The organism is Deferrisoma camini S3R1, assembly GCF_000526155.1.
Classification (GTDB): domain Bacteria; phylum Desulfobacterota; class Deferrisomatia; order Deferrisomatales; family Deferrisomataceae; genus Deferrisoma; species Deferrisoma camini.
On sequence record NZ_JAFN01000001.1, the window covers coordinates 3,248,815 to 3,267,396 of the forward strand.

The 18,582-nt window shown below is 72.1% G+C and carries 20 protein-coding genes; 10 read left to right on the forward strand and 10 right to left on the reverse strand.

Annotation, left to right across the window (positions count from 1 at the left end; genetic code table 11):
* Positions 1-35 precede the first annotated feature (35 nt).
* Together DEFCA_RS0114350 and DEFCA_RS0114355 are read right to left on the reverse strand one after the other, a co-directional pair.
* Positions 36-1,424, reverse strand: coding sequence for an FAD-binding oxidoreductase (locus DEFCA_RS0114350; protein ID WP_029734129.1), 1,389 nt, complete (start codon positions 1,422-1,424; stop codon positions 36-38).
* Positions 1,425-1,458: 34 nt separating this feature from the next.
* Positions 1,459-3,078: an acyl-CoA synthetase gene (locus DEFCA_RS0114355; RefSeq protein ID WP_025323705.1), complete on the reverse strand. Its 1,620-nt coding sequence runs from the start codon at positions 3,076-3,078 to the stop codon at positions 1,459-1,461.
* 413 nt (positions 3,079-3,491) lie between these two features.
* Here DEFCA_RS0114355 and dnaJ point away from each other — a divergent pair, with 413 nt between their 5' ends.
* Positions 3,492-4,634, forward strand: coding sequence for a molecular chaperone DnaJ (gene dnaJ / locus DEFCA_RS0114360; RefSeq protein ID WP_025323706.1), 1,143 nt, complete (start codon positions 3,492-3,494; stop codon positions 4,632-4,634).
* Positions 4,635-4,638: 4 nt separating this feature from the next.
* Here dnaJ and DEFCA_RS19690 read toward each other — a convergent pair whose 3' ends face one another.
* The 3 genes from DEFCA_RS19690 to DEFCA_RS0114375 are packed head-to-tail and all read right to left on the reverse strand — an operon-like array spanning position 4,639 to position 8,756.
* Positions 4,639-7,401 carry a hybrid sensor histidine kinase/response regulator gene (locus tag DEFCA_RS19690; protein WP_025323707.1) on the reverse strand — a complete coding sequence of 921 codons (2,763 nt, stop codon included), beginning with the start codon at positions 7,399-7,401 and terminating at the stop codon, positions 4,639-4,641.
* A 15-nt stretch (positions 7,402-7,416) separates the two neighbouring features.
* On the reverse strand, positions 7,417-8,514 hold the full coding sequence (locus tag DEFCA_RS0114370; RefSeq protein ID WP_025323708.1) for a type IV pilus twitching motility protein PilT: 1,098 nt from the start codon (positions 8,512-8,514) through the stop codon (positions 7,417-7,419).
* A 20-nt stretch (positions 8,515-8,534) separates the two neighbouring features.
* Entirely contained in the window at positions 8,535-8,756 is a 222-nt protein-coding gene (locus DEFCA_RS0114375; RefSeq protein WP_025323709.1) for a hypothetical protein, read from the reverse strand.
* A 76-nt stretch (positions 8,757-8,832) separates the two neighbouring features.
* Between DEFCA_RS0114375 and DEFCA_RS22375 the strand changes: the two genes are divergently transcribed.
* From DEFCA_RS22375 to DEFCA_RS0114385, 3 genes are read left to right on the forward strand one after another with little or no spacing between them, the layout of a single operon-like run.
* On the forward strand, positions 8,833-9,318 hold the full coding sequence (locus tag DEFCA_RS22375; protein WP_025323710.1) for a hypothetical protein: 486 nt from the start codon (positions 8,833-8,835) through the stop codon (positions 9,316-9,318).
* Positions 9,315-9,437: a hypothetical protein gene (locus DEFCA_RS24320; protein ID WP_281173777.1), complete on the forward strand. Its 123-nt coding sequence runs from the start codon at positions 9,315-9,317 to the stop codon at positions 9,435-9,437. The genes DEFCA_RS22375 and DEFCA_RS24320 overlap by 4 nt, the downstream gene beginning before the upstream one ends.
* Positions 9,438-9,453: 16 nt before the next feature.
* Positions 9,454-10,365 carry an RluA family pseudouridine synthase gene (locus tag DEFCA_RS0114385; RefSeq protein WP_025323711.1) on the forward strand — a complete coding sequence of 304 codons (912 nt, stop codon included), beginning with the start codon at positions 9,454-9,456 and terminating at the stop codon, positions 10,363-10,365.
* Positions 10,366-10,382: 17 nt separating this feature from the next.
* On the opposite strand, the gene DEFCA_RS0114390 is transcribed toward DEFCA_RS0114385, so the two are convergent.
* The 3 genes from DEFCA_RS0114390 to hpt form a co-directional block, all read right to left on the reverse strand.
* Entirely contained in the window at positions 10,383-10,796 is a 414-nt protein-coding gene (locus DEFCA_RS0114390) for a hypothetical protein (RefSeq protein ID WP_025323712.1), read from the reverse strand.
* 415 nt (positions 10,797-11,211) lie between these two features.
* The gene (locus DEFCA_RS24575; protein ID WP_342672960.1) at positions 11,212-11,325 is read right to left on the reverse strand and encodes an RCKP-type rubredoxin-like domain-containing protein; all 114 of its coding nucleotides are present in this window, start codon (positions 11,323-11,325) and stop codon (positions 11,212-11,214) included.
* A gap of 98 nt (positions 11,326-11,423) precedes the next feature.
* Positions 11,424-11,945, reverse strand: coding sequence for a hypoxanthine phosphoribosyltransferase (gene hpt, locus DEFCA_RS0114400; protein WP_025323713.1), 522 nt, complete (start codon positions 11,943-11,945; stop codon positions 11,424-11,426).
* A gap of 103 nt (positions 11,946-12,048) precedes the next feature.
* On the opposite strand from hpt, the gene DEFCA_RS0114405 reads away from it, so the two are divergent.
* Both DEFCA_RS0114405 and DEFCA_RS0114410 read left to right on the forward strand, forming a co-directional pair.
* The gene (locus tag DEFCA_RS0114405; RefSeq protein ID WP_025323714.1) at positions 12,049-12,501 is read left to right on the forward strand and encodes a universal stress protein; all 453 of its coding nucleotides are present in this window, start codon (positions 12,049-12,051) and stop codon (positions 12,499-12,501) included.
* 124 nt (positions 12,502-12,625) lie between these two features.
* Positions 12,626-13,708 (forward strand): TlpA family protein disulfide reductase, encoded by a 1,083-nt coding sequence (locus DEFCA_RS0114410; RefSeq protein WP_025323715.1) that lies wholly within the window; start codon positions 12,626-12,628, stop codon positions 13,706-13,708.
* Between the two features lie 279 nt (positions 13,709-13,987).
* On the opposite strand, the gene DEFCA_RS0114415 is transcribed toward DEFCA_RS0114410, so the two are convergent.
* Entirely contained in the window at positions 13,988-15,076 is a 1,089-nt protein-coding gene (locus DEFCA_RS0114415; RefSeq protein WP_051463264.1) for a cation-efflux pump, read from the reverse strand.
* 145 nt (positions 15,077-15,221) lie between these two features.
* Between DEFCA_RS0114415 and DEFCA_RS0114420 the strand changes: the two genes are divergently transcribed.
* The 3 genes from DEFCA_RS0114420 (at position 15,222) to dapB (ending at position 17,322) form a co-directional block, all read left to right on the forward strand.
* A complete protein-coding gene (locus DEFCA_RS0114420) occupies positions 15,222-15,497 on the forward strand; it encodes an FmdB family zinc ribbon protein (protein ID WP_025323717.1) in 276 nt (91 codons plus the stop codon).
* A 143-nt stretch (positions 15,498-15,640) separates the two neighbouring features.
* Positions 15,641-16,522, forward strand: a complete 882-nt coding sequence (dapA, locus tag DEFCA_RS0114425) for a 4-hydroxy-tetrahydrodipicolinate synthase (RefSeq protein ID WP_025323718.1) — start codon at positions 15,641-15,643, stop codon at positions 16,520-16,522.
* Positions 16,522-17,322: a 4-hydroxy-tetrahydrodipicolinate reductase gene (gene dapB, locus DEFCA_RS0114430; protein WP_025323719.1), complete on the forward strand. Its 801-nt coding sequence runs from the start codon at positions 16,522-16,524 to the stop codon at positions 17,320-17,322. Before dapA ends, dapB begins: the two co-directional genes overlap by 1 nt.
* 3 nt (positions 17,323-17,325) lie before the next feature.
* Here dapB and DEFCA_RS0114435 read toward each other — a convergent pair whose 3' ends face one another.
* Positions 17,326-17,571 (reverse strand): DUF2267 domain-containing protein, encoded by a 246-nt coding sequence (locus DEFCA_RS0114435; RefSeq protein ID WP_025323720.1) that lies wholly within the window; start codon positions 17,569-17,571, stop codon positions 17,326-17,328.
* Between the two features lie 432 nt (positions 17,572-18,003).
* Here DEFCA_RS0114435 and folK point away from each other — a divergent pair, with 432 nt between their 5' ends.
* Entirely contained in the window at positions 18,004-18,543 is a 540-nt protein-coding gene (gene folK / locus DEFCA_RS0114440) for a 2-amino-4-hydroxy-6-hydroxymethyldihydropteridine diphosphokinase (protein ID WP_169709596.1), read from the forward strand.
* The last annotated feature ends 39 nt before the right edge of the window (positions 18,544-18,582 follow it).

Sequence of the window (18,582 nt, forward strand, 5' to 3'; positions counted from 1 at the left end):
GCGGTGGGAACGGGTCGGTCGGGGATCCCCAGGGATCAGCCCGGCAGCATCTTGCCGGGGTTCAGGATGTTCTTGGGGTCCAGGGCCTGCTTGATCCGGCGCATGTATTCCAGGGCCGGGCCGTGCTCGGCCTCCACGAAGGGGAGCTTGCCGATGCCCACCCCGTGCTCGCCGGTGCAGGTGCCGCCCTTCGCGATGGAGTGCTCCACCACGGCCCGGTTCACCCGCTGGACCCGTTGCTTCTCGTCCTCGTCGGCCGGGTCGAACAGGAGCCCCAGGTGCAGGTTGCCGTCGCCGGCGTGGCCCCAGAAGAATCCGGTGACCCCTTCCCGCTCCACGGCCGTCTTGGCCGCGTCCACCATCTCGGCGTACCGGCTGATCGGCACGCAGGTGTCCACCAGCAGCACCGACCGGCCGGGGTGGTTGCGCTTGATGGACTCCAGGGCCCCGTGGCGGGCCTCCCACAGCCGGACCCGCTCGTCCGCGCCGACGCCCCGGTCGATGCGGCCGGCGCCGTGCTCGCTGAGCACCCCTTCCACCATCTCGTACTGGCTCTCTAGGGCGGCGGCGTTCACGTTGTGGAACTCGAGGAACAGCATGGGCCGCTCTTCGAGATCCATCTTGCGGTCTCGGTTGATCTCGACCACCACGGCCTCGTCCATGAGCTCGAGGGCCGCCGGGTTTAGCCCGTAGCGGATGGTGTCGCTCACCGCTTCGCACGCCGCGTGCACCGAGGGGAACGTGGCCACCACGGTGAGGTATTCGGGCGGAAGCCCCCGGAGCCGCAGGGTGGCCTTGGTCACGATGCCCAGGGTGCCCTCGCTGCCGATCAGGAGGCGCAGCAGGTCGTACCCCGACGAGCTCTTGATGGCCCGGCTGCCCAGATGGATCACCTGGCCGTCGGCCATGACCACCTCCATGGCCAGCACCGAGTCCCGGGTGGCGCCGTAGGCCACGGTGCGCACCCCCGAGGCGTTGTTGCCGATCATGCCGCCGATGGAGGCCCAGGCCCCCGGATCCGGAGGGAAGAACAGGCCGTAGTGGCGAAGCTGGTCGTTCAGGTCGCGGTACTGGATGCCCACCTCCACGTCCACCTGAAGGTCCTTCTCCCGGATCTCCAGGATCCGGTTCATCTCGCTGAAGTCCAGGACGATGCCGCCGTGGACGGGGATGGGGTTCCCCTCGAGGCTGGTGCCGGCGCACCAGGGGGTCACGGCGTACCCCTTCTCGCCGGCGAGCCTCACCACGGCCACCACGTCCTCGGTCTTCTGGGGCCACACCACCACGTCGGGCCGGTAGGGCTCGTGGTAGGACTCGTCCTTGGAGTGGAGGTCCAGGTTGGAGGGGCCGGTGGACACGTGGGACTCGCCGATGACCCGCTTGAGCAGGGCCACGTTTTCGGGGGTCACCCGGGGGTGGGCCATGGGACGCCTCCTTGGGGGGGTGGGAAGCTTGCGCTCAGCGCCCCTCCCGATCCCACCGGCGCAGCACGTCGCGCTTGATCTTCCCGGTGGCGGTCAGGGGGAGCTCTTCCACGAACGAGATGCGCCGGGGGTACTCGTGGGCGGCCAGCCGCGAGCGCACGTGCTCCTGGATCTGCCGCTCCAGCTCTGCCGTGGCCTCCCACCCCGGCGCCAGCACCAGGTAGGCCTTGACCACCTCGCCCCGCACCGGGTCGGGGCTGCCGATCACGGCCGCCCGGGCCACGGCCGGGTGCTGCATCAGGGAGTCCTCGATCTCGGTGGGGCCGATGCGGTACCCCGCGCTCAGGATCAGGTCGTCGGCCCGGCCCTGGAACCAAAGATACCCGTCCTCGTCGGCCCGGGCCAGGTCCCCGGTGCGGCACCACTCGCCCGCGAACTTTCGGCGGGTGGCCTCGGGGTTGCGCCAGTAGCCCAGGAACATGACCGGGTCCGGCCGGCGCACCGCCACCTCGCCCATCTCGCCCGGGGGCAGGGGGTTGCCGGCGTCGTCGATCACGGCCACGGTGTGCCCCGGTACCGGCCGGCCCATGGAGCCGGGCCGCACCTCCATCACCCCGGCGCAGTTGGACACCACCAGGTTCACCTCGGTCTGGCCGTAGAACTCGTTGATGGTGACCCCCAGGGCCTCGCGGCCCCAGGCCAGGGTGTCCTCGCCCAGGGACTCGCCGCCGCTGCCCACGGTGCGCAGCCGCGCCCCGAACCGGCCGGGATCGCCCACCTGGCGCATCATCCGCAGGGCCGTGGGGGGCAGGAAGGCGTTGCGCACGGCGTGGCGGCCCATGCGGAAGAACGCCTCCTCCGGGTCGAACTTCCGGGCCCGGTAGGCGAGCACCGGCACCCCGTGGTGCCAGCTGGGCAGGAGCACGTCGATCAGGCCCCCGATCCAGGCCCAGTCGGCCGGGGTCCAGAACCGGTCGCCGGGCTGGGGGAAGAACTCGTGGGGAAACTCCACCCCGGGCAGGTGGCCCAGCAGGGTCCGGTGGGCGTGCAGGGCCCCCTTGGGCGGGCCGGTGGTGCCCGAGGTGTAGATGATGAGGGCGGGATCGTCGGCACCGGTGTCGGCCGGCTGCCGATCCGGGGCCCCGGCCCGGAGCTCGTCCCAGAACGGCAGGACCCGGCCCGGCGCGTCGGACCCGGTGGTCAGCACGAGCTCCAGCTCGGGCAGCCGGTCCCGGATCTCCAGCACCTTGGCCAGGCCCGGCCCGTCGGTGACCACCGCCCGGGCGCCGCTGTGGGACAGCCGGTACTCCAGGGCGTCGGGGCCGAACAGGGAGAACAGGGGCACGGCCACGGCGCCCAGCTTGTACACGGCCAGGTGGGTCAGCGCGGTCTCCGGGCACTGGCCGAGCAGGATGCCCACCCGGTCACCCCGCCCGACCCCCCGGTGGGCCAGGGCGTTGGCCAGCCGGTTGGACAGCTCGGCCAGGGTGCCGAAGGTGTACCGGGTTTCGGCACCGGCCTCGTCCACGTAGATCAGGGCCACGGCCTCGGGATCCTGCCGGTCGCACACGTCCACGGCGATGTTGTACCGGTCCGGGATCTTCCATCGGAACCGGGAGACCACCTCGTCGTAGGTGCGGCCGGGTGCGAGCATGGGAGACCCTCCGGAGCGGGAAACGTCGGCCCGCCAAAAAGTACCCGTTTCGCTAGGTTTTGCAACCCCTGCGCTTGACTCGCCCGGCCCGCGCCCTTATGTAGGGGCGGCCCAGCCGCCTAGCGGGCCGAAGGCCCAAACCGGGGCCATTGCCGGCGGCGGGGCAGGGGGTTCAGGAACCGGAATTCAGCGGACAGGAGACAGGGAAGGAACGACAGGCTTGATCCGGCGTCCGACGGCATGCGGTCACAACCTGTCCACTGAAATTCTGTCTTCTGCCCCCTGATTCGCAGACCCCATGCCCCCGAGCTTTGGTGGGGCCCGGGAGCCGCCTAGCCGCCTAGCTGCCTAGCGGGCCGAAGGCCCCAGACCAACGACCAGCGACCAGCGACCGAAGTTACAAGGACCGATCCATGGGCAAGGACTACTACGAGATCCTCGGGGTCGCCCGGGGGGCCAGCACCGACGAGATCAAGAAGGCCTACCGGAAGATGGCCCTCAAGTACCACCCCGACCGGAACCCGGGGGACAAGGAGGCCGAGGAGCGGTTCAAGCTGTGCGCCGAGGCCTACGAGGTCCTGTCCGATCCCGAGAAGCGGCGGCTCTACGACGCCTACGGCGAGGAGGGCCTGAGCTCCCGGGGCGTGCACCACGGGTTCCGGGGGTTCGAGGACATCTTCTCGGCCTTCCAGGACATCTTCGGCGACCTGGGGTTCGACCTGGGGTTCGGCGGCGGCCGGGGCCGGACGCGGGTGCGTCGGGGCCGGGACCTGCGCCACGAGATGACCGTGAGCCTGGCCGAGGTGATCCGGGGCGGCACCCGCAAGATCAAGGTGCGCAAGCCCGCCCCCTGCGGGGAGTGCGGGGGCACCGGAGCGGCCGCGCCCGAGGACGTGCGGCCGTGTCCCACCTGTCAGGGCCGGGGCATGGTGCTCCAGGTGGTGCGCCAGGGGTTCACCACGATCCAGTCCACCACGCCGTGCCCCGACTGCCGGGGCGCCGGCCGGCGGGTGGAGCGGCCCTGCCCCGCGTGCGACGGCGCGGGCACGGCCCAGGTGGAGCGGGTGGTGGAGGTGCGGATCCCGCCCGGGGTGGAGGACGGGCAGCAGATCCGGGTGGAGGGCGCGGGCGAGGAGGTTCCCGGCGGGGTGCCCGGCGACCTCTACATCCGGCTGCGCGAGGAGGAGCACCCCCTGTACGAGCGCCGGGGCGCGGACCTGTTCGCCCCCCTGCGCGTGGACCTGCTGACCGCGATCGAGGGGGGCGAAGTGGAGGTGGAGGGGCCCGACGGCGAGCCGCTTCGGGTACGGATCGACAAGGAGGTGCAGTCCGGCACGGTGAAGGTGCTCCGGGGCGGGGGGGTGCCGGTGCTCGGCCACCCGGGCATGCGGGGAAACCTGTACTTCCAGGTGTGGGTGGCCACCCCCACCGGGCTCACGAGGGAGCAGAAGGAGGCTCTGCGGGCGGCCCTGTCCGGCACGGGGTCCGCGGCCGGGCCCGAGCACCACGGTGGGTGGAAGGACTGGGTCCGGGCCTTCTTCGGCGGCGAGAGGTGAGGGCTCAGGCCGGCTCGGCCACGACCCGGTCGAGGGCGTCGACCAGACGCTGGAGCCGGTAGGGCTTGGGCAGGAACTCGGCCGCGCCCTGTTCGATCAGCCGCCGGATCCGGGCCCGGTCGGCATAGCCCGACACCACCACGATGCGGGGCGTCGGGGTCCGGGTGAGCAGCTCCGCCATGCACCGCTCCCCTCCCATGCCGGGCATGCCCAGGTCGAGCACCACGGCCTTGACCCCGGGATGCCACCGCTCGATGCATTCCTCCCCCGTGGACGCGGCGATCACGTCCCACCCGCGCTCGCTCAGGAAGTCCACCACCATCTCCCGGATGGGCTCCTCGTCGTCCACCACCATCACGGTGCCCCGTCGGGCCGGGGCGGGGGCTGCCGCCTCCCGGGGGGGCTCGGGTTCGGGCTCGTCGGCGTGGTGCCGGCACCGGGGCAGCAGCACCGTGAACGAGGTGCCCTCGCCGGGGCTGCTCCGGCAGGAGATGTGGCCGCCGTGGGCCTGGACGATGCCGTAGACCGTGGCCAGGCCCAAGCCGGTACCGGCGCCCACCTCCTTGGTGGTGAAGAACGGGTCGAAGATCTGGGCCAGGGTCTCGTCGTCCATGCCCCGGCCCGTGTCCGACACGGTCAGACGCACCCAGTCCTCCGGCGGCTCTTCGCCGGGGGCGTGTTCGGCCACGTCCTCCGGCCGGGCCGGGCCGGTCTCGATGGTGAGGACCCCCCCTCCGGGCATGGCGTCGCTCGCGTTCAGGGCCAGGTTCACGAGCACCTGCTCGATCTGGGCCGGATCGGCGCGCACCGGCGGCAGATCGCCCCCCAGCATCGTGCGGATCTCGATCATCCGGGGCAGGGTGCCCCGGAGCACCTCCACGATCTGCCGGACCTCGTGGTTCAGGTCCACCGGCCGCAGGCGGGACTCCACCTCACGGCTGAACGTGAGCAACTGGGAGGTGAGCCGGGTGCCCCGCCGGCAGGCCTGGACGATCCGGGCCACGCGGCGGCCCAGGGCCGGGTCGGCCCCAAGGGCCGCGTCCAGCAGGTCGGCCTGGCCCTGCACGATCTGGAGCAGGTTGCGGAACTCGTGGGCGATGCCCCCCGCCAGGGTGCCCACCGCCTCGAGCCGCTGGGCGTGACGGAGCCGCTCCTCCAGCCGGTGGCGCTCGGTGAGATCGTGGAGCACCAGGAGCACGGCGGGCCGTTGGCCCAGCAGGAGGCGCTGCCCTGCCACCTCCACCGGCACCTCGGCGCCGTCCGGGCGGAGGATGCGGGTCTCGGCAGGGCCGAAACGGGCGGCCCCCTGGAGGGCCTGGGCCCACAGGGCCTTGCCCTCGGCGTCGGCCCACAGGGGGGCCACCGTGCCGCCGGTGAGGCGGACCTCCGGCCACCCGGTCAGGCGGCTGGCCGCCGGGTTGGCCTCGCGGATGGTGCCGGTCTCGGCGTCCACCACCAAGATCGCGTCGGGCGCGGCCGCGAACAGGGCCCGGTACCGGGCCTCGCTCTCCCGGAGGGCCGCCTCGACCCGGCGCCGCTCCTCGATCTCCCTCGACAGCCGCTCGTTGGTCCGCTCCAGCTCTTTGGTGCGCTCCTGCACCAGCTCCTCGAGCCGGGTGCGGTACCGGGCCAGCTCGGCGTCCCTGCGGCGGTGCTCGGTCACGTCCCGGTAGATCACGATGTCGCCCGCGATGTTGCCGTCCTCGTCCCGCACCAGGGCGGTGTGGAGCTCGATGTCCAGGACCCGGCCGTCCTTGGTGAACCGGCGGGTGTCCAGGAGCACGCTCTCCCCGGCCAGGGTGCGTGCGACGGCGTCGCGGGTGCGCTCGGCCTCCTCCGGGGGCACGAAGTCGATGCCCTTGCCCTGGAGCTCCTCCAGGGTCCAGCCGAAGGTCCGGGTGAACGCCGGGTTCACGTACACCACCTTGCCGTCGGCCGAGTACACGCTGATGGCGTCGGGCGAGGCGTCCATCAGCAGCCGGTACCGGGCGCGGGTCTCCCTCAGCTCGGCCAGGGCCCGGCGCTTGGCCGTGAGGTCGCGGTAGATGACGATGTCGGCCGTGATGTTGCCGTCCGGGTCCCGGATCACGGCCGTGCGCAGCTGGATGTCCAGGACCCGGCCGTCCTTGGTGAGGCGGCGGGTGTCCAGGAGAACGCTCGCGCCGGCCAGGGTGCGCGCGACGGCGTCGCGGGTGCGCTCGGCCTCCTCCGGGGGCACGAAGTCGATGCCCCGGCCCCGGAGCTCCTCCAAGGTCCAGCCGAAGGTCTGGGTGAAGGCGGGGTTCACGTACAGCACCCGGCCCTCGGGGGAGTACACGCTGATGGGGTCGGGCGAGGCCTCGAGGAGCTGCTGGTAGCGGTGCTCGCTGCGGGCCGCCTCGCGTTCCCGCTCCCGCAGCTCGCTCAGGTCGCGGTGGATGACGTAGATGCCCTCCACCCGGCCGTCGGGGGCCCGGGCCGTGACGGCCCGGATCTCCACCTCGAGCACCCTGCCGTCCTTGGTGAGGCGGCGGGTGGGGAAGGTGACCTCGCCCTCGAGCAGGGTGCGCTGGATGGCCCGCCGGGTCGGGCCCTTTTCCTCGGGCGGCACGAAGTCCACCCGCCTTCCCATCCACTCCTCCCGGGACCACCCGTACACCTGCTCGAACGCCCGGTTCAGGAACCGGACCCGGCCCTTGGGGTCGTAGAACACGAACGGGTCCGGGTACCCCTCGATCAGGCGGAGCACGTCCGGGTCGTCCGGTTGGAAGGGGCCGGGCGGGGGCATGGCGAAACCTCTGGGTCAGTCGGGTAGGGCTCCCCCGGAGTTCAAGAGGACCGCCCGTTCGAAGTCCGAGGGGTTGGTGGCGGCCGACCGGGCCGTCTCGAACGAGATCACCCCCCGGGCGTACAGGTCCATCAGGTGCTGGTCGAAGCTCTGGGTGCCGTAGGTGTCGCGGCCGGCCTCGAGCACGTCCTTGATCTCGTGGGTCTTCAACGGATCCTTGATGCACTCTTCGATGTGCTTGGTCATCCGCAGGATCTCCAGGGCGGCCACCCGGCCCCGGCCGTCCTTGCGGGGCAGGAGCCGCTGGCTCACCGTGGCCTTGAGGTTTTCGGCCAGCCGGATCCGCACCATGTTCTGCTCGGCCGAGGGGAACACGCTGATCAGGCGGCCCACGGTCTTGGCGGCGTCGGTGGTGTGGACCGTGCTGAACACCAGGTGCCCCGTCTCGGCCGCCCTCAGGGCGATGTCGATCGTCTCGGTGTCGCGCATCTCGCCGACCAGGATGATGTCCGGGTCCTGGCGCAGCGCCGCCCGGAGGGCCTTGTTGAAGTTGGGGGTGTCGAGCCCGATCTCCCGCTGGCTCACCGAGCTCCTCTTGTTCTTGTGGATGAACTCGATGGGATCCTCGATGGTGAGGATGTGGCACCGCTTGTGCTCGTTGATGTGGTCGATGAGCGCGGCCAGGGTGGAGCTCTTCCCGCTGCCCGTGACCCCGGTGATCAGCACCAGCCCCCGCTCCTCCAGGGCGATCTGCTTGAGCACCGGGGGGAGCCCCAGCCCCTCGAGGGTGGGGACCTCGAACGGGATCACCCGCAGGATCACGGCGAAGGTGTTGCGCTGGCGGTACACGTTGACCCGGAACCGACCTACGCCGTTCACCGAGTACGATCCGTCCCACTCCCGGATCTTCTCCACGTCCACCGGGGGGTGGGCCCCCCCCACGATGGCCTCCACCACGGCCCGGGTGTCCTGGGGCGTGAGCAGGGGGCTCTTCACCTCCTGGAGCACCCCGTTCACCCGGAACAGCACCGGGGTGTTCACCTTGAGATGGATGTCGCTGGCCCCGGCCTTCATGGCCGCGGCCAACACTTTGTGAAAGGTGTCTCGCTCCATAGGGAATGCCGCTCCTCGGCTCAGTGGTCTCCAGTCAAGGGCCGGATCGGCGCCGGCAGGCCCCGCACGAACCACTCCGGAATCGCGGCCTGGTGCTGCAGGGTCCGGCAGGCCGGGCACAGGGTGACCCAGAGCCGCTCGGTTCCGGAGGGCTGCACGAAGGTGATAAGCTCTCCGTGGCCGCATCGGGGGCAGGAGTTGGGCTGGGGGCTGACGCGGATCCGGGGGGTCAGAGTGGACAACGGTATCCTCCGCTGGCGTGGGCACCGGGTGCCCGATCGGCCGGCGGGACGGAAACCTTGAGCGAGGAGGCGGTGGATGGGGCAGACTCCTTGGCCCGAGGGGCTGGAGGCATGGCTCGGGGCGTTGGCGAACGACCGGCCCACGCCGGCCGGCGGGGCGCTGGCCTGGGTCACCCTGGCTGGAGCCGCGGCGCTCGCGGCCAAGCTGGCGGAGCTGGACGGCCGGCACGGTGTCGGCCTGCTGGGCGCTGCCCGGAGCTTCGCCGACGCCGCCCGTCACGACGCCGAAGGGTTCGCCGCGGCCCGCACCCCGGGGGAGCGGGCCGCCTTTCTGGAGAGGTGCGTGGAGGATCTGGAGGGGGTGGACCGGTTCCTGGCCGAGGTGCGGCGGGCCCGGCAGGCGTGCGGCCGGCCCGGGCTCCGGGCCGACTGGGACGCGGTGGAGCGGCTGGCCGAGGCGGCCTGGGAGGTGCTGTGGGAGAACGCGAGGGCCAACGAAGAGGCGTGGGGAACCGGCCTGGGAGGCCGGCTCCGGACGGTGCGGCCCCCGGGGGCGGGGTGAGCGGGGGATGGGGCTGCTGCCCCCACGAGGACCGGGGCTCGTGCCTCCGGAGGAACGCGCCGTGCGAGCCGGGCGCAGAGGGGTGCGTGCTGGAAGAGGCGTTCCGCCGGCGCCGATGAGCGCGGGAGGACGGCCGTGAAGAAGCGCCTGACCCTCACCGGCTGCTCCGGGGAGCGGCTGGACCGGTTCCTGGCCGGGGCGGTGCCGGGCACCAGCCGCCGCCGGGCCAAGCGGTGGGTGGATGGCCGTCGGGTGTGGGTGGACGGCCGCATCGAACTCATGGCCTCGCGGGTGCTGCGGGGGGGCGAGCGGATCGAGGTGGAGCCGGAGCCCGAGCCGGACGCCGGAGAACCGCCCGAGATCCCGGTGGTGTGGGAGGACGAGCACCTCCTGGCCGTGGACAAGCCCGCCGGCATCCCCTCGGGTCCCACCCGAGACCCCCGCCGGGCCCACGTGCAGAGCGTGCTGGAGACCCGCCTGGGCCGGTCCCTGATGCTGGTGCATCGGCTGGACCTCGACACCACCGGGGTGCTTCTTCTCGCCAAGGACCCCGAGACCGGGGCGGCGCTGGCCCGGATGTTCCGGGAGCGCACCGTGACCAAGACCTACCTGGCCCTGGTCCGGGGCCGGCCCCCCAAGGCGTTCCGGGTGATCTCCCACCTCAGGGAGGGCCACGGACGGGTTCACGTGGTCCGGGCGGGGGGCATGCGGTCCGAGACCCGGTTCGAGACCCTGGCCTGGGCCCGGGGGATGGCCCTGGTGAAGGCCGTGCCCCGCACGGGACGGATGCACCAGATCCGGGTCCACCTGGCCGGCGAGGGGTTCCCGATCCTGGGCGACCCGGTCTACGGCGGCCCGTCGCGTCTGGGCTCCCGGGTGGTGGCCCGCCAGATGCTTCACGCGTTCGGGCTGGGGTTCCGCCACCCCGTGTCGGGCGAGGCGGTTCGGGTGGTGGCCCCGGTTCCTCCGGACTTCCGGGGGCTCGCTCGGTCGCTGCTGGGGCCGGATCGGTGGCGCCTGGCCGTGGCAGGGGTGAGGCCGGGCTGATAAGGGGGCCCGGGGCCTCAGCCCTCGTCCTCGGGCCCGAACACCCGGGCCTCCTCGGCCCGGAACTCCCGGGCCCGGCGATCCCACCCCGCCCACCCCTCCATGAGCCGGACCATACGGGGGTAGGCGGTCACGAACCCCACCCCCCGCACCCGGTGGGGCAGCCGGCAGTGGTGGCACCGCACCAGGACCAGCAGGTCGTTGCCCCGGCGGCAGCACCTGCCGAACACGCAGTCCATCTCCTCCAGCACCCAGGCCGTGCCGCAGGCCGGGCACCGGATCTCGGCGCCCAGCGTCCGTACCCGGAACTCCACCCGGGGCCAGAACCCCCGGGCGTCGGGTCGCCAGTCGGCCGGACCGATCCGGTCCACGCCGTCACGGCTCTCCACGACGTACCACCGCCCTTCCGGGGTCTGGCGGGCCTTTCGCATGATGGACCTGCCTGTCAGGGGCCCACTTCGGCTAGGCTGCTAGGCCGCTAGGCAGCCGGGCGGCTTCCCCGAACCGCCGCCAAACGCCCGGTGGGGCAGGGGGGCTGCTGGAGAGCCGCGTGCGGCTCCTCAGTTCGCCGCGCAGCGCCTCCAACGCTCGTACCGTGAGTTCTGTTCGTGCCGCACCGAACGGTCATGAAACCACCGCCCGTGCCCCGTGCCTGGCGGCGAATCTCAATGCCCGGCTTCGCGCGCGGCCGGAAGCAGGCCCCCTGCCCCACCGCCGGCAACGGCTCCGGACCAACGAAAGTTACCCTTCTCCGTTGTAGGGCCCCGCAGGGGCTTGATGGGGCTTCCCCGCGAAACGTCGGCCCGACAGGCGCTTCGGGGCGGCCTGGATAGGCCGCCCCGGGGCTCACTTCTGCTCTTTCTTCGTGAACTGCACCGGCTTATCGCAGGTGGGGCACTTCTTGGGCTTGCAGCGGGAGTCGCGCTCGTAACCGCAGTCGGGGCATACCCAGGTCGCCATGGTGCACCTCCTTCATGGGTCGGGTTGTCGGAAGGGGCCAGCAGGAACTTCGGTCGTTGGTCGCCGGTCGTCGGTCTGGGGCCCTCGGCCCCGAGCCTTCACAGGGCCTCGCCCTCCTCCATCACGTAGATCCCGGGCAGGTTGCGGTAGCGCTCGTCCAGGTCCAGCCCGTAGCCGATCAGGAACCCGTCCTTCAGGCGGAACCCCCGGTAGTGGACCGGAATCTCCGCCTCGCGCCGGCCGGTCTTGTCCACCAGGGTGCACACCCGCAGGCTCGCCGGCCCCCGGGCCTCCAGGTCTGCGAGGAGCTTCGCCAGGGTGGTGCCCGAGTCCACGATCTCCTCCACCACGATCACGTGGCGGCCCCCGATGGGGTCCTGCAGGGGGATCTTCTCCTCCACCCGGCCGGTCGACCGGGTGGAGGCACCGTAGCTCGACAACCGCACGAAGTCCACCGAGCACGGCACCTCGAGGTGGCGGACCAGGTCCGCCAGAAAAATGAAGGCCCCCTTCAGGACGCCGATCAGGTGGATTTGCTGACCTTTATAGTCCTTGTTAATCTGTTTCGCAAGGTTCATGGTGGCCTGTTCGATGGCCTCGGGGGAGTACACGAGTCGCACGGTTCACCTCGGGTTGACACGAAGGGGGGAAGGGATACGTTCTCGGGCGGCGCCCGGGACGCCGGCGACGGGTTTCTACCACAGCCGAAGGGAGGACTCCACCATGGATGCGTTCGGCCGGATCGTGGTTCCCGTGGATTTTTCCCCGTTCTCCAAGCGGGCCCTGCGGGCGGCGCTGCGGCTGGGGCGGACCTGCGGGGCCGAGGTACACCTGGTGCACGTGGTGCCCGAGTACGACCTGCCCAGCGCGTTCCACATCCGTCCGCCCGACCGGGAGGAGCTGGAGGCCCGGGTGTCCCGGTGGGCCGGCCGGGCGTTCGACGACTACCTGCGCAGCGAGGGCACGAAAGGGGTCCGGCTGATTCGGGTCGTGCGCTACGGCAAGCCGGCCCGGAACATCTGCGGGTACGCCACCGAGGTGGGGGCCGACCTGATCCTGATCGCGAGCCACGGCCGTTCCGGGTTCCAGCGGGCCGTGTTCGGGAGCGTGGCCGAGAAGGTGCTCCGGCTGGCCGAACAGCCGGTGATGATCGTGAAGGGGCCGCCCGAGGAGTGATGCCAAGTCGCGTTCCAAGCCGTTGGCCCCGTGAGCAGCGGGGCAAGGGACCCGCCCTAGGGGGGCTCTCGGTTTGAACGCAACTCGGGATGCGCCGGCAGCCGGGGGCGAGCAGGAGGGTCCGATGAGACGGTGGGTATCCCTGATGGCGGTGATGGTCGCCTGCCTGGTCGGCGGGCCGGCGGCGGCCATGGTGGGCGAGCCGCACCTGGAGCACGAGATCGGCGAGGCGTTTCCGGACCTCACCTTCCCAGGGCTCCTGGAGCCCGGGGACTACCGTGCCCTGGGGCTCGACCGAGACTCGGGGCCGCTGCGGCTCTCCGAGATCCCCGGGGACCTGCTGATCCTGGAGTTCTTCAACCGGTACTGCATCACCTGCCAGCGGCAGGTGCCGTACCTCGTCGAGGTGTTTCGCCGGGGCCAACGGGGCGACCTGGCGGGCCGCGTGAGGGTGCTGGCGGTGGGCGTGGGCAACCGGCCGGTGGATCTCCGGCGGTTCCGGCAGGAGACGGGGGCGGTGTACCCCATGACCTCCGACCCCCTGTTCGAGCGGTGGATGGAGCTGGGCGACCCCGGCGGCACCCCGTTCACCCTGTTCCTGCTCCGACGGGACGGCCGGTGGATCCTGGCCGACTTCCACCTGGGCCTCCAGGGCGACACCGAGATTCTGGCTCGGGCCCGGGTGATGCTGGAGGGACGGGTCGACCTGTCCCGACGGGCCGGCACCGACTCCCGTCCCGAGCACCATCCGCCCCTGGGCCTGACGTCCGACGAGAGGGCGGCCCGGGCCCGATCGTTCCTGAGCCGGGTGGCGGGCCGGCCCGTGGAGGTGGAGCGGCTCGTGGTGGAGGGGATCGAGGTGTACCGGGCCCGGGAGCCGGGCGGCCCGGCCCTGGACCTGTACGCCCGGATCTCGAGCCGGGACCCGGTGTGCGACGTCTGTCACGCCGTACACTTCCTGCTCGCGTTCGACCGCCGGGGCCGGGTGCGGGGGTTCGAGCCGATCCACGTGACCAAGTTCGGAAACGAGCCCTGGAGCCGGGAGGATGCGGAGCGCATGGACCGCATCCTGGCGGGCCGGCCCATGGCGGGGCTGCGGTTCGACCCCGAGACCGACGCCGTGACCAGCGCCACCATGAGCTCGGCCCTCATCTTCGACGAGGCCCGCCGCACCGCCGCCCTGGTGGCCAAGCTCCCGGGGTCGTGAGGGGGGCTTTATGGAACCGGCGGACAAACAGGCACATCGCTCCCTGCTCGGAGGGACAAGGGACCTGCCGGAGAGCCGGGCGCGGCCCCTTAGCTCGCCGCGCAGCGCCTCTGACGCTCGGACTGCGAAAGGGTGCGGATTCCAACGAGTTGCCATGAAGCCAGCTCCCCCGCCCCGTGCCTGCGCGGCGAATCTCATGCCCGGCTTCGCGCCCGGCCGGAGGCAGGTCCCTTGCCCCGCCTTCCGGGGTGAGGCGGCCATCTTGTCGCCGGGCTGAGCCTACTCCCCGTGCACGTCCACGTGGATCACGGCGTCGGCCACGCCGGGAAGGGCCCGCACCGCCTCTTTGATCCGGTGGGCGATGGCGTGGGCCTCGCGAACCGTGAGATCGGGGTGGACCTCGATGTCCAGGTTCAGCAGGTACCCCGACTCCAGGGGCACCACCCGGGTGCCGTGGAGGCCGAGCACGCCAGCCTCGTCCCGGGCCAGGGCCTCGCTCTCCGTCACCACCCGGGACCGGGTGGTGGGATGGAACAGCCCGCCCTCCCGGGCCCCCACCGGCTCCACGTGGACCATGGCGTCGCGAACCCCCTTGCCGCCGGCCAGCAGGGCCCGGCGCACGGCCCGGGCCACCTCGTGCCCCTGGACCACGTTGAGCTCGGGGTCCACCTCGATCTCCACGTCCACGAGCACGTCCCGGCCCAGCCGGCGGGCCCGCAGGCCGTGGAGGCCCCGCACCCCCTCCACCGCCAGCACGGTGTTTCGGAGCCGCTCCAGGGTCGAGACCTCCACGCTGGTGTCCACCAGGTCGCGCAGGGCCTGCCAGGTGAGGTCCCATCCCACCTTGGCCACGAGCAGGCTCACCACGCCGGCCGCGGCCGGGTCGGCCCAGCGCCAGCCCCACCGGGCCCCGGCCACGCCGGCCACGGCGGCCACCGACGACAGGGCGTCGGAGCGGTGGTGCCAGGCGTTGGCCAGCAGCAGCCGGCTCTCCGTCTCCCGGGCCACCCGGGCGGTCCACCGGTACAGCCCCTCCTTGACCACGATGGACACCGCCGCGGCCGCGAGGGCCAGCAGGCCCGGCGGGCCGCCGGCGGCGGGCTCCCACAGGGACTGGGCCGCGTTGCCCGCCATGGACAGCCCGGCCGCCATCAGGATGACGCCCACCACGCCCGTGGCCAGGGTCTCCACCTTGCCGTGGCCGTAGGGGTGGGAGTCGTCCTCGGGCAGCCGGCCGAACCGGTAGCCCACCAGCACCACCAGGTCGCTGGCGAGGTCCGACAGGCTGTGGAGCGCATCGGCCACCAGGGCGGAGCTGCGGCCCATGATGCCGGCCGCCATCTTCACCAGCACCAGCACCAGGTTCACCAGGCTGCCGCCCAGGGTGACCCCCTCGCCGGTCTGCAGCAGCGACGGCAGGAGGGACGGTTGCCTCGGGCCGGACCCGGTGTTATAAGATGACGCTCGCCGGGATCCAGGGGATTCCGTATCTTTGTGTGTCGGAGGTGTCGTCATGCCCATCTACGAGTACCGCTGCGACCGGTGCAACGACGAGTTCGAGGTGACCCAGAAGATCAGCGATCCGCCCCTGTCCGAGTGCCCCCGCTGCCAGGGGCCGGTGCACAAGCTGATCTCCCAGAGCTCGTTCGTGCTCAAGGGCTCGGGGTGGTATCTTACCGACTACGCCCGGAAGAAGGAAAAGTCCGGGTCGAAGAGGTCCGACTCGCCCTCGTGCAGCCAGGCCGGGTCCAAGTCCTCGTGTTCGTCCTGCGCCGCCTCGGGCGACTGAGCGGCGCCCCGAGCCGGAAACGAGAGGGAGCCTGCGGGCTCCTTTTCTTTTTGCTCTCGGCCCCCGGTTTTTTTGACTTGCCCCAGGCCGGTTGGTAGCATTCGCGGCCATCGTCGGACGCCACGCGATCAGGAGGTTTTCCCATGTTCCGCGGGACCATTACCGCCCTCGTGACCCCGTTCCGAAACGGCCAGGTGGACGAAGAGGCCTACCGGAGGCTGATCGACTGGCAGATCTCCCAGGGGGTGGACGCCATCGTGCCCTGCGGCACCACCGGCGAGTCGGCCACCCTGAGCCACGACGAGCACAACCGGGTGATCGACATCGCCGTGGACGAGGCCCGGGGGCGGGTACCGGTGATCGCGGGCACCGGCTCCAACAGCACGGCCGAGGCGGTGCGGCTGACCCGCCACGCCAAGGACGCCGGCGCCGACGCGGCGCTCCTGATCACGCCCTACTACAACAAGCCAACCCAGGAAGGCCTGTACGAGCACTACAAGAAGGTGTCCGAGGAGGCCAAGTTCCCGATCATCGTGTACAACGTGCCGAGCCGCACCGGGGTGAACCTGCTCCCCGACACGGTGGCCCGGCTGGCCGGCCTGCCCGACATCGTGGGCATCAAGGAGGCCACGGGCGACCTGCGGCAGGTGAGCGAGGTACTCGAGAAGTGCGGGGACCGGATCACCGTGCTCTCCGGAGACGACTTCACCGTGCTGCCGCTGCTGGCCCTGGGAGGCCGGGGGGTGATCTCGGTGGTGTCCAACGTGGCTCCGGCCGACATGGCCGAGATGGTCCGGGCGTTCGAGGCCGGTGACCTGGCCCGGGCCCGGGAGCTGCACTTCAAGATGATGCCCCTCGTCCGGGCCCTGTTCCTCGAGACGAACCCGGTGCCGGTCAAGACCGCCCTGGCCTGGATGGGCCGCATCGGTCCAGACATCCGGCTTCCGCTGTGCCCCCTGCGGCCCGAGAACCGGGAGAGGCTGGTGGCCACCCTGCGGGCCTACGGGCTGCGGGAGGGCGCGTGATGGTGAGGGCGCTGGTCACCGGCGCGGCCGGCCGGATGGGGACCACCCTGGTGCGGCTGATCGGTGAGACCGAGGGGATCGAGGTGGCCGGCGCGGTGGAGCGGCCGGGCCATCCGGCCGTGGGCCGGGACGCCGGCGAGGTGGCCGGGGTGGGAGCCCTGGGCGTGGCCATCGGCGACGACCTGGAGGCCGTGCTGCCCCAGGCCGACGTGGTGGTGGACTTCACCAGCGCCACGGCCTCCATGGGGCACGTGGACGCGGTGTGCCGGGCAGGGAAGGCGATCGTGGTGGGATCCACCGGGTTCAGCCCGGAGGACCGGGCCCGCATCGAGGCCCGGGCGGCCGAGGCCCGGATCTTCCTCGCGCCCAACATGAGCATCGGCGTGAACGTGCTCCTGCGGGTCGTGGCCGACGTGGCCCGGGCCCTGGGGGACGCCTACGACGTGGAGATCGTAGAGACCCACCACCGGTTCAAGAAGGACGCCCCGAGCGGCACGGCCCTGGCCCTGGCCGAGGCGGTGGCCCAGGCCCTGGGGCGGCGCCTGGAGACCGATGCGGTGTACGGCCGCCGCGGCCTGGGCGGAGGCCGGCCGGCCGGGCAGATCGGCATCCACGCGGTGCGGGCCGGGGACGTGGTGGGGGACCACACCGTGGTCTTCGGCGGCCTGGGCGAGCGGGTGGAGGTCACCCACCGGGCCACCAGCCGCGAGACCTTCGCCCGCGGCGCGATCCGGGCGGCCCTGTGGGTGGTGGGGCGGCCCAACGGGTTCTACGGCATGGCCGACCTGTTGGGCGGCTGACCCCTAACGGGTGACCGCGGCCTCGAAGATCATCTCTTCCTTCTCGAGGATGCCGGAGGGGTGGCCCATCTCGGAGGCCCAGTCCCCCCGCAGCTCGGCCGGGAGCATCGAGGCCACCTCCCGGACCTCGTCCGGGGTCATGTCGGCCTTCAGCCCGTCCATGACGGTGTGGAGGATCATCTCGGCCCGCTCGACCGAGGCGATCCCTCCGAGGTGACAGATCCTCTGCAGCAGCTCGGCACGGGTCATGGTGCACCTCCTTTCCCCCCGGGCTCGGTGGGGTCCTGCCCCTTCAACCTAGCGCGGCGGCAGGGGGTTCGGAAGGTGGGGGCATGGGTTTTTCCGGCTTCGCACCCGGCGCTCCAGCAGCCCCCCATGCCGCACCGAGCGTTTGGCGGCGGGGCATGGGGCCTGCTTCCGGCCGCGCGCGAAGCCGGACATTGAGATTCGCCGCGCAGGCACGGAGCACCGGCGGTGGTTTCATGGCCGGTCGGTGGGGCACGAACGAGCTCACGGTACGAGCGTTGGAGGCGCTGCGCGGCGAGCCAAGGAGCCGCACGCGGCGCTCCAGCAGACCCCATGCCCCCCGGGGGGTGGCGCGGCTCGAGAGCCGCCTGGCCGCCCGGCGGGCCGAAGGCCCCCGACCAACGACCGACGACCGAGGTTACCTGGAGACGTTCCATGGCTAAAGGCCCGGTGCGGGCCCTGGTGGCGTTCGGGGGCAACCTGGGGCCGGTTGAGGAGAACCTGAGGGCCGCCCTGGAGGCCCTGGCCCGGCTGCCCGGCACCCGGATCCTGCGGATCTCCTCCCTGTACCGGACCGCGCCGGTGGGCGTCACGGACCAGCCGCCGTTCCTGAACGGGGTCGCGCTGGTGGAGACCGGGCTGGACGCCCCGTCCCTGCTGGACGCCCTGCTGGGCATCGAGGCCGACCTGGGCCGGGTGCGGCGCCAGCGGTGGGGCCCCCGGACCGTGGACCTGGACCTGATCCTGTACGGAACGGGCGTGGTGGATCGGCCGAACCTGCGGGTGCCCCACCCCCGGATGCACGAAAGGGGGTTCGTGCTCGTGCCGGCGGCCGAGGTGGCCCCGGACATGGTCCATCCGGAGTTGGGCCGCACCGTGGCGGAGCTGCGCGACGCGTTGGGCCCCACCCCCGACGTGGCCGACCTGGGCCGGCCCCCGTGGGCTGGGGCCCTGGAGGCCGACCCCCCGGGGTAGGCGGGACCTCCCGGCCGCGACCCCGGGCCGAAAGACCCG

What these genes read in the sequence shown, in the direction of transcription:
- DEFCA_RS0114405 (WP_025323714.1), top strand. Translation starts at nt 12,049, where the DNA reads ATGGATGCGTTCGGCCGGATCGTGGTTCCCGTGGATTTTTCCCCGTTC.
- DEFCA_RS0114370 (WP_025323708.1), bottom strand. Translation starts at nt 8,514, where the DNA reads ATGGAGCGAGACACCTTTCACAAAGTGTTGGCCGCGGCCATGAAGGCC.
- DEFCA_RS0114390 (WP_025323712.1), bottom strand. Translation starts at nt 10,796, where the DNA reads ATGCGAAAGGCCCGCCAGACCCCGGAAGGGCGGTGGTACGTCGTGGAG.
- DEFCA_RS0114410 (WP_025323715.1), top strand. Translation starts at nt 12,626, where the DNA reads ATGAGACGGTGGGTATCCCTGATGGCGGTGATGGTCGCCTGCCTGGTC.
- DEFCA_RS0114355 (WP_025323705.1), bottom strand. Translation starts at nt 3,078, where the DNA reads ATGCTCGCACCCGGCCGCACCTACGACGAGGTGGTCTCCCGGTTCCGA.
- dapA (WP_025323718.1), top strand. Translation starts at nt 15,641, where the DNA reads ATGTTCCGCGGGACCATTACCGCCCTCGTGACCCCGTTCCGAAACGGC.
- folK (WP_169709596.1), top strand. Translation starts at nt 18,004, where the DNA reads ATGGCTAAAGGCCCGGTGCGGGCCCTGGTGGCGTTCGGGGGCAACCTG.
- dnaJ (WP_025323706.1), top strand. Translation starts at nt 3,492, where the DNA reads ATGGGCAAGGACTACTACGAGATCCTCGGGGTCGCCCGGGGGGCCAGC.
- DEFCA_RS0114420 (WP_025323717.1), top strand. Translation starts at nt 15,222, where the DNA reads ATGCCCATCTACGAGTACCGCTGCGACCGGTGCAACGACGAGTTCGAG.
- DEFCA_RS0114350 (WP_029734129.1), bottom strand. Translation starts at nt 1,424, where the DNA reads ATGGCCCACCCCCGGGTGACCCCCGAAAACGTGGCCCTGCTCAAGCGG.
- DEFCA_RS22375 (WP_025323710.1), top strand. Translation starts at nt 8,833, where the DNA reads ATGGGGCAGACTCCTTGGCCCGAGGGGCTGGAGGCATGGCTCGGGGCG.
- DEFCA_RS0114435 (WP_025323720.1), bottom strand. Translation starts at nt 17,571, where the DNA reads ATGACCCGTGCCGAGCTGCTGCAGAGGATCTGTCACCTCGGAGGGATC.
- DEFCA_RS19690 (WP_025323707.1), bottom strand. Translation starts at nt 7,401, where the DNA reads ATGCCCCCGCCCGGCCCCTTCCAACCGGACGACCCGGACGTGCTCCGC.
- dapB (WP_025323719.1), top strand. Translation starts at nt 16,522, where the DNA reads ATGGTGAGGGCGCTGGTCACCGGCGCGGCCGGCCGGATGGGGACCACC.
- DEFCA_RS24575 (WP_342672960.1), bottom strand. Translation starts at nt 11,325, where the DNA reads ATGGCGACCTGGGTATGCCCCGACTGCGGTTACGAGCGCGACTCCCGC.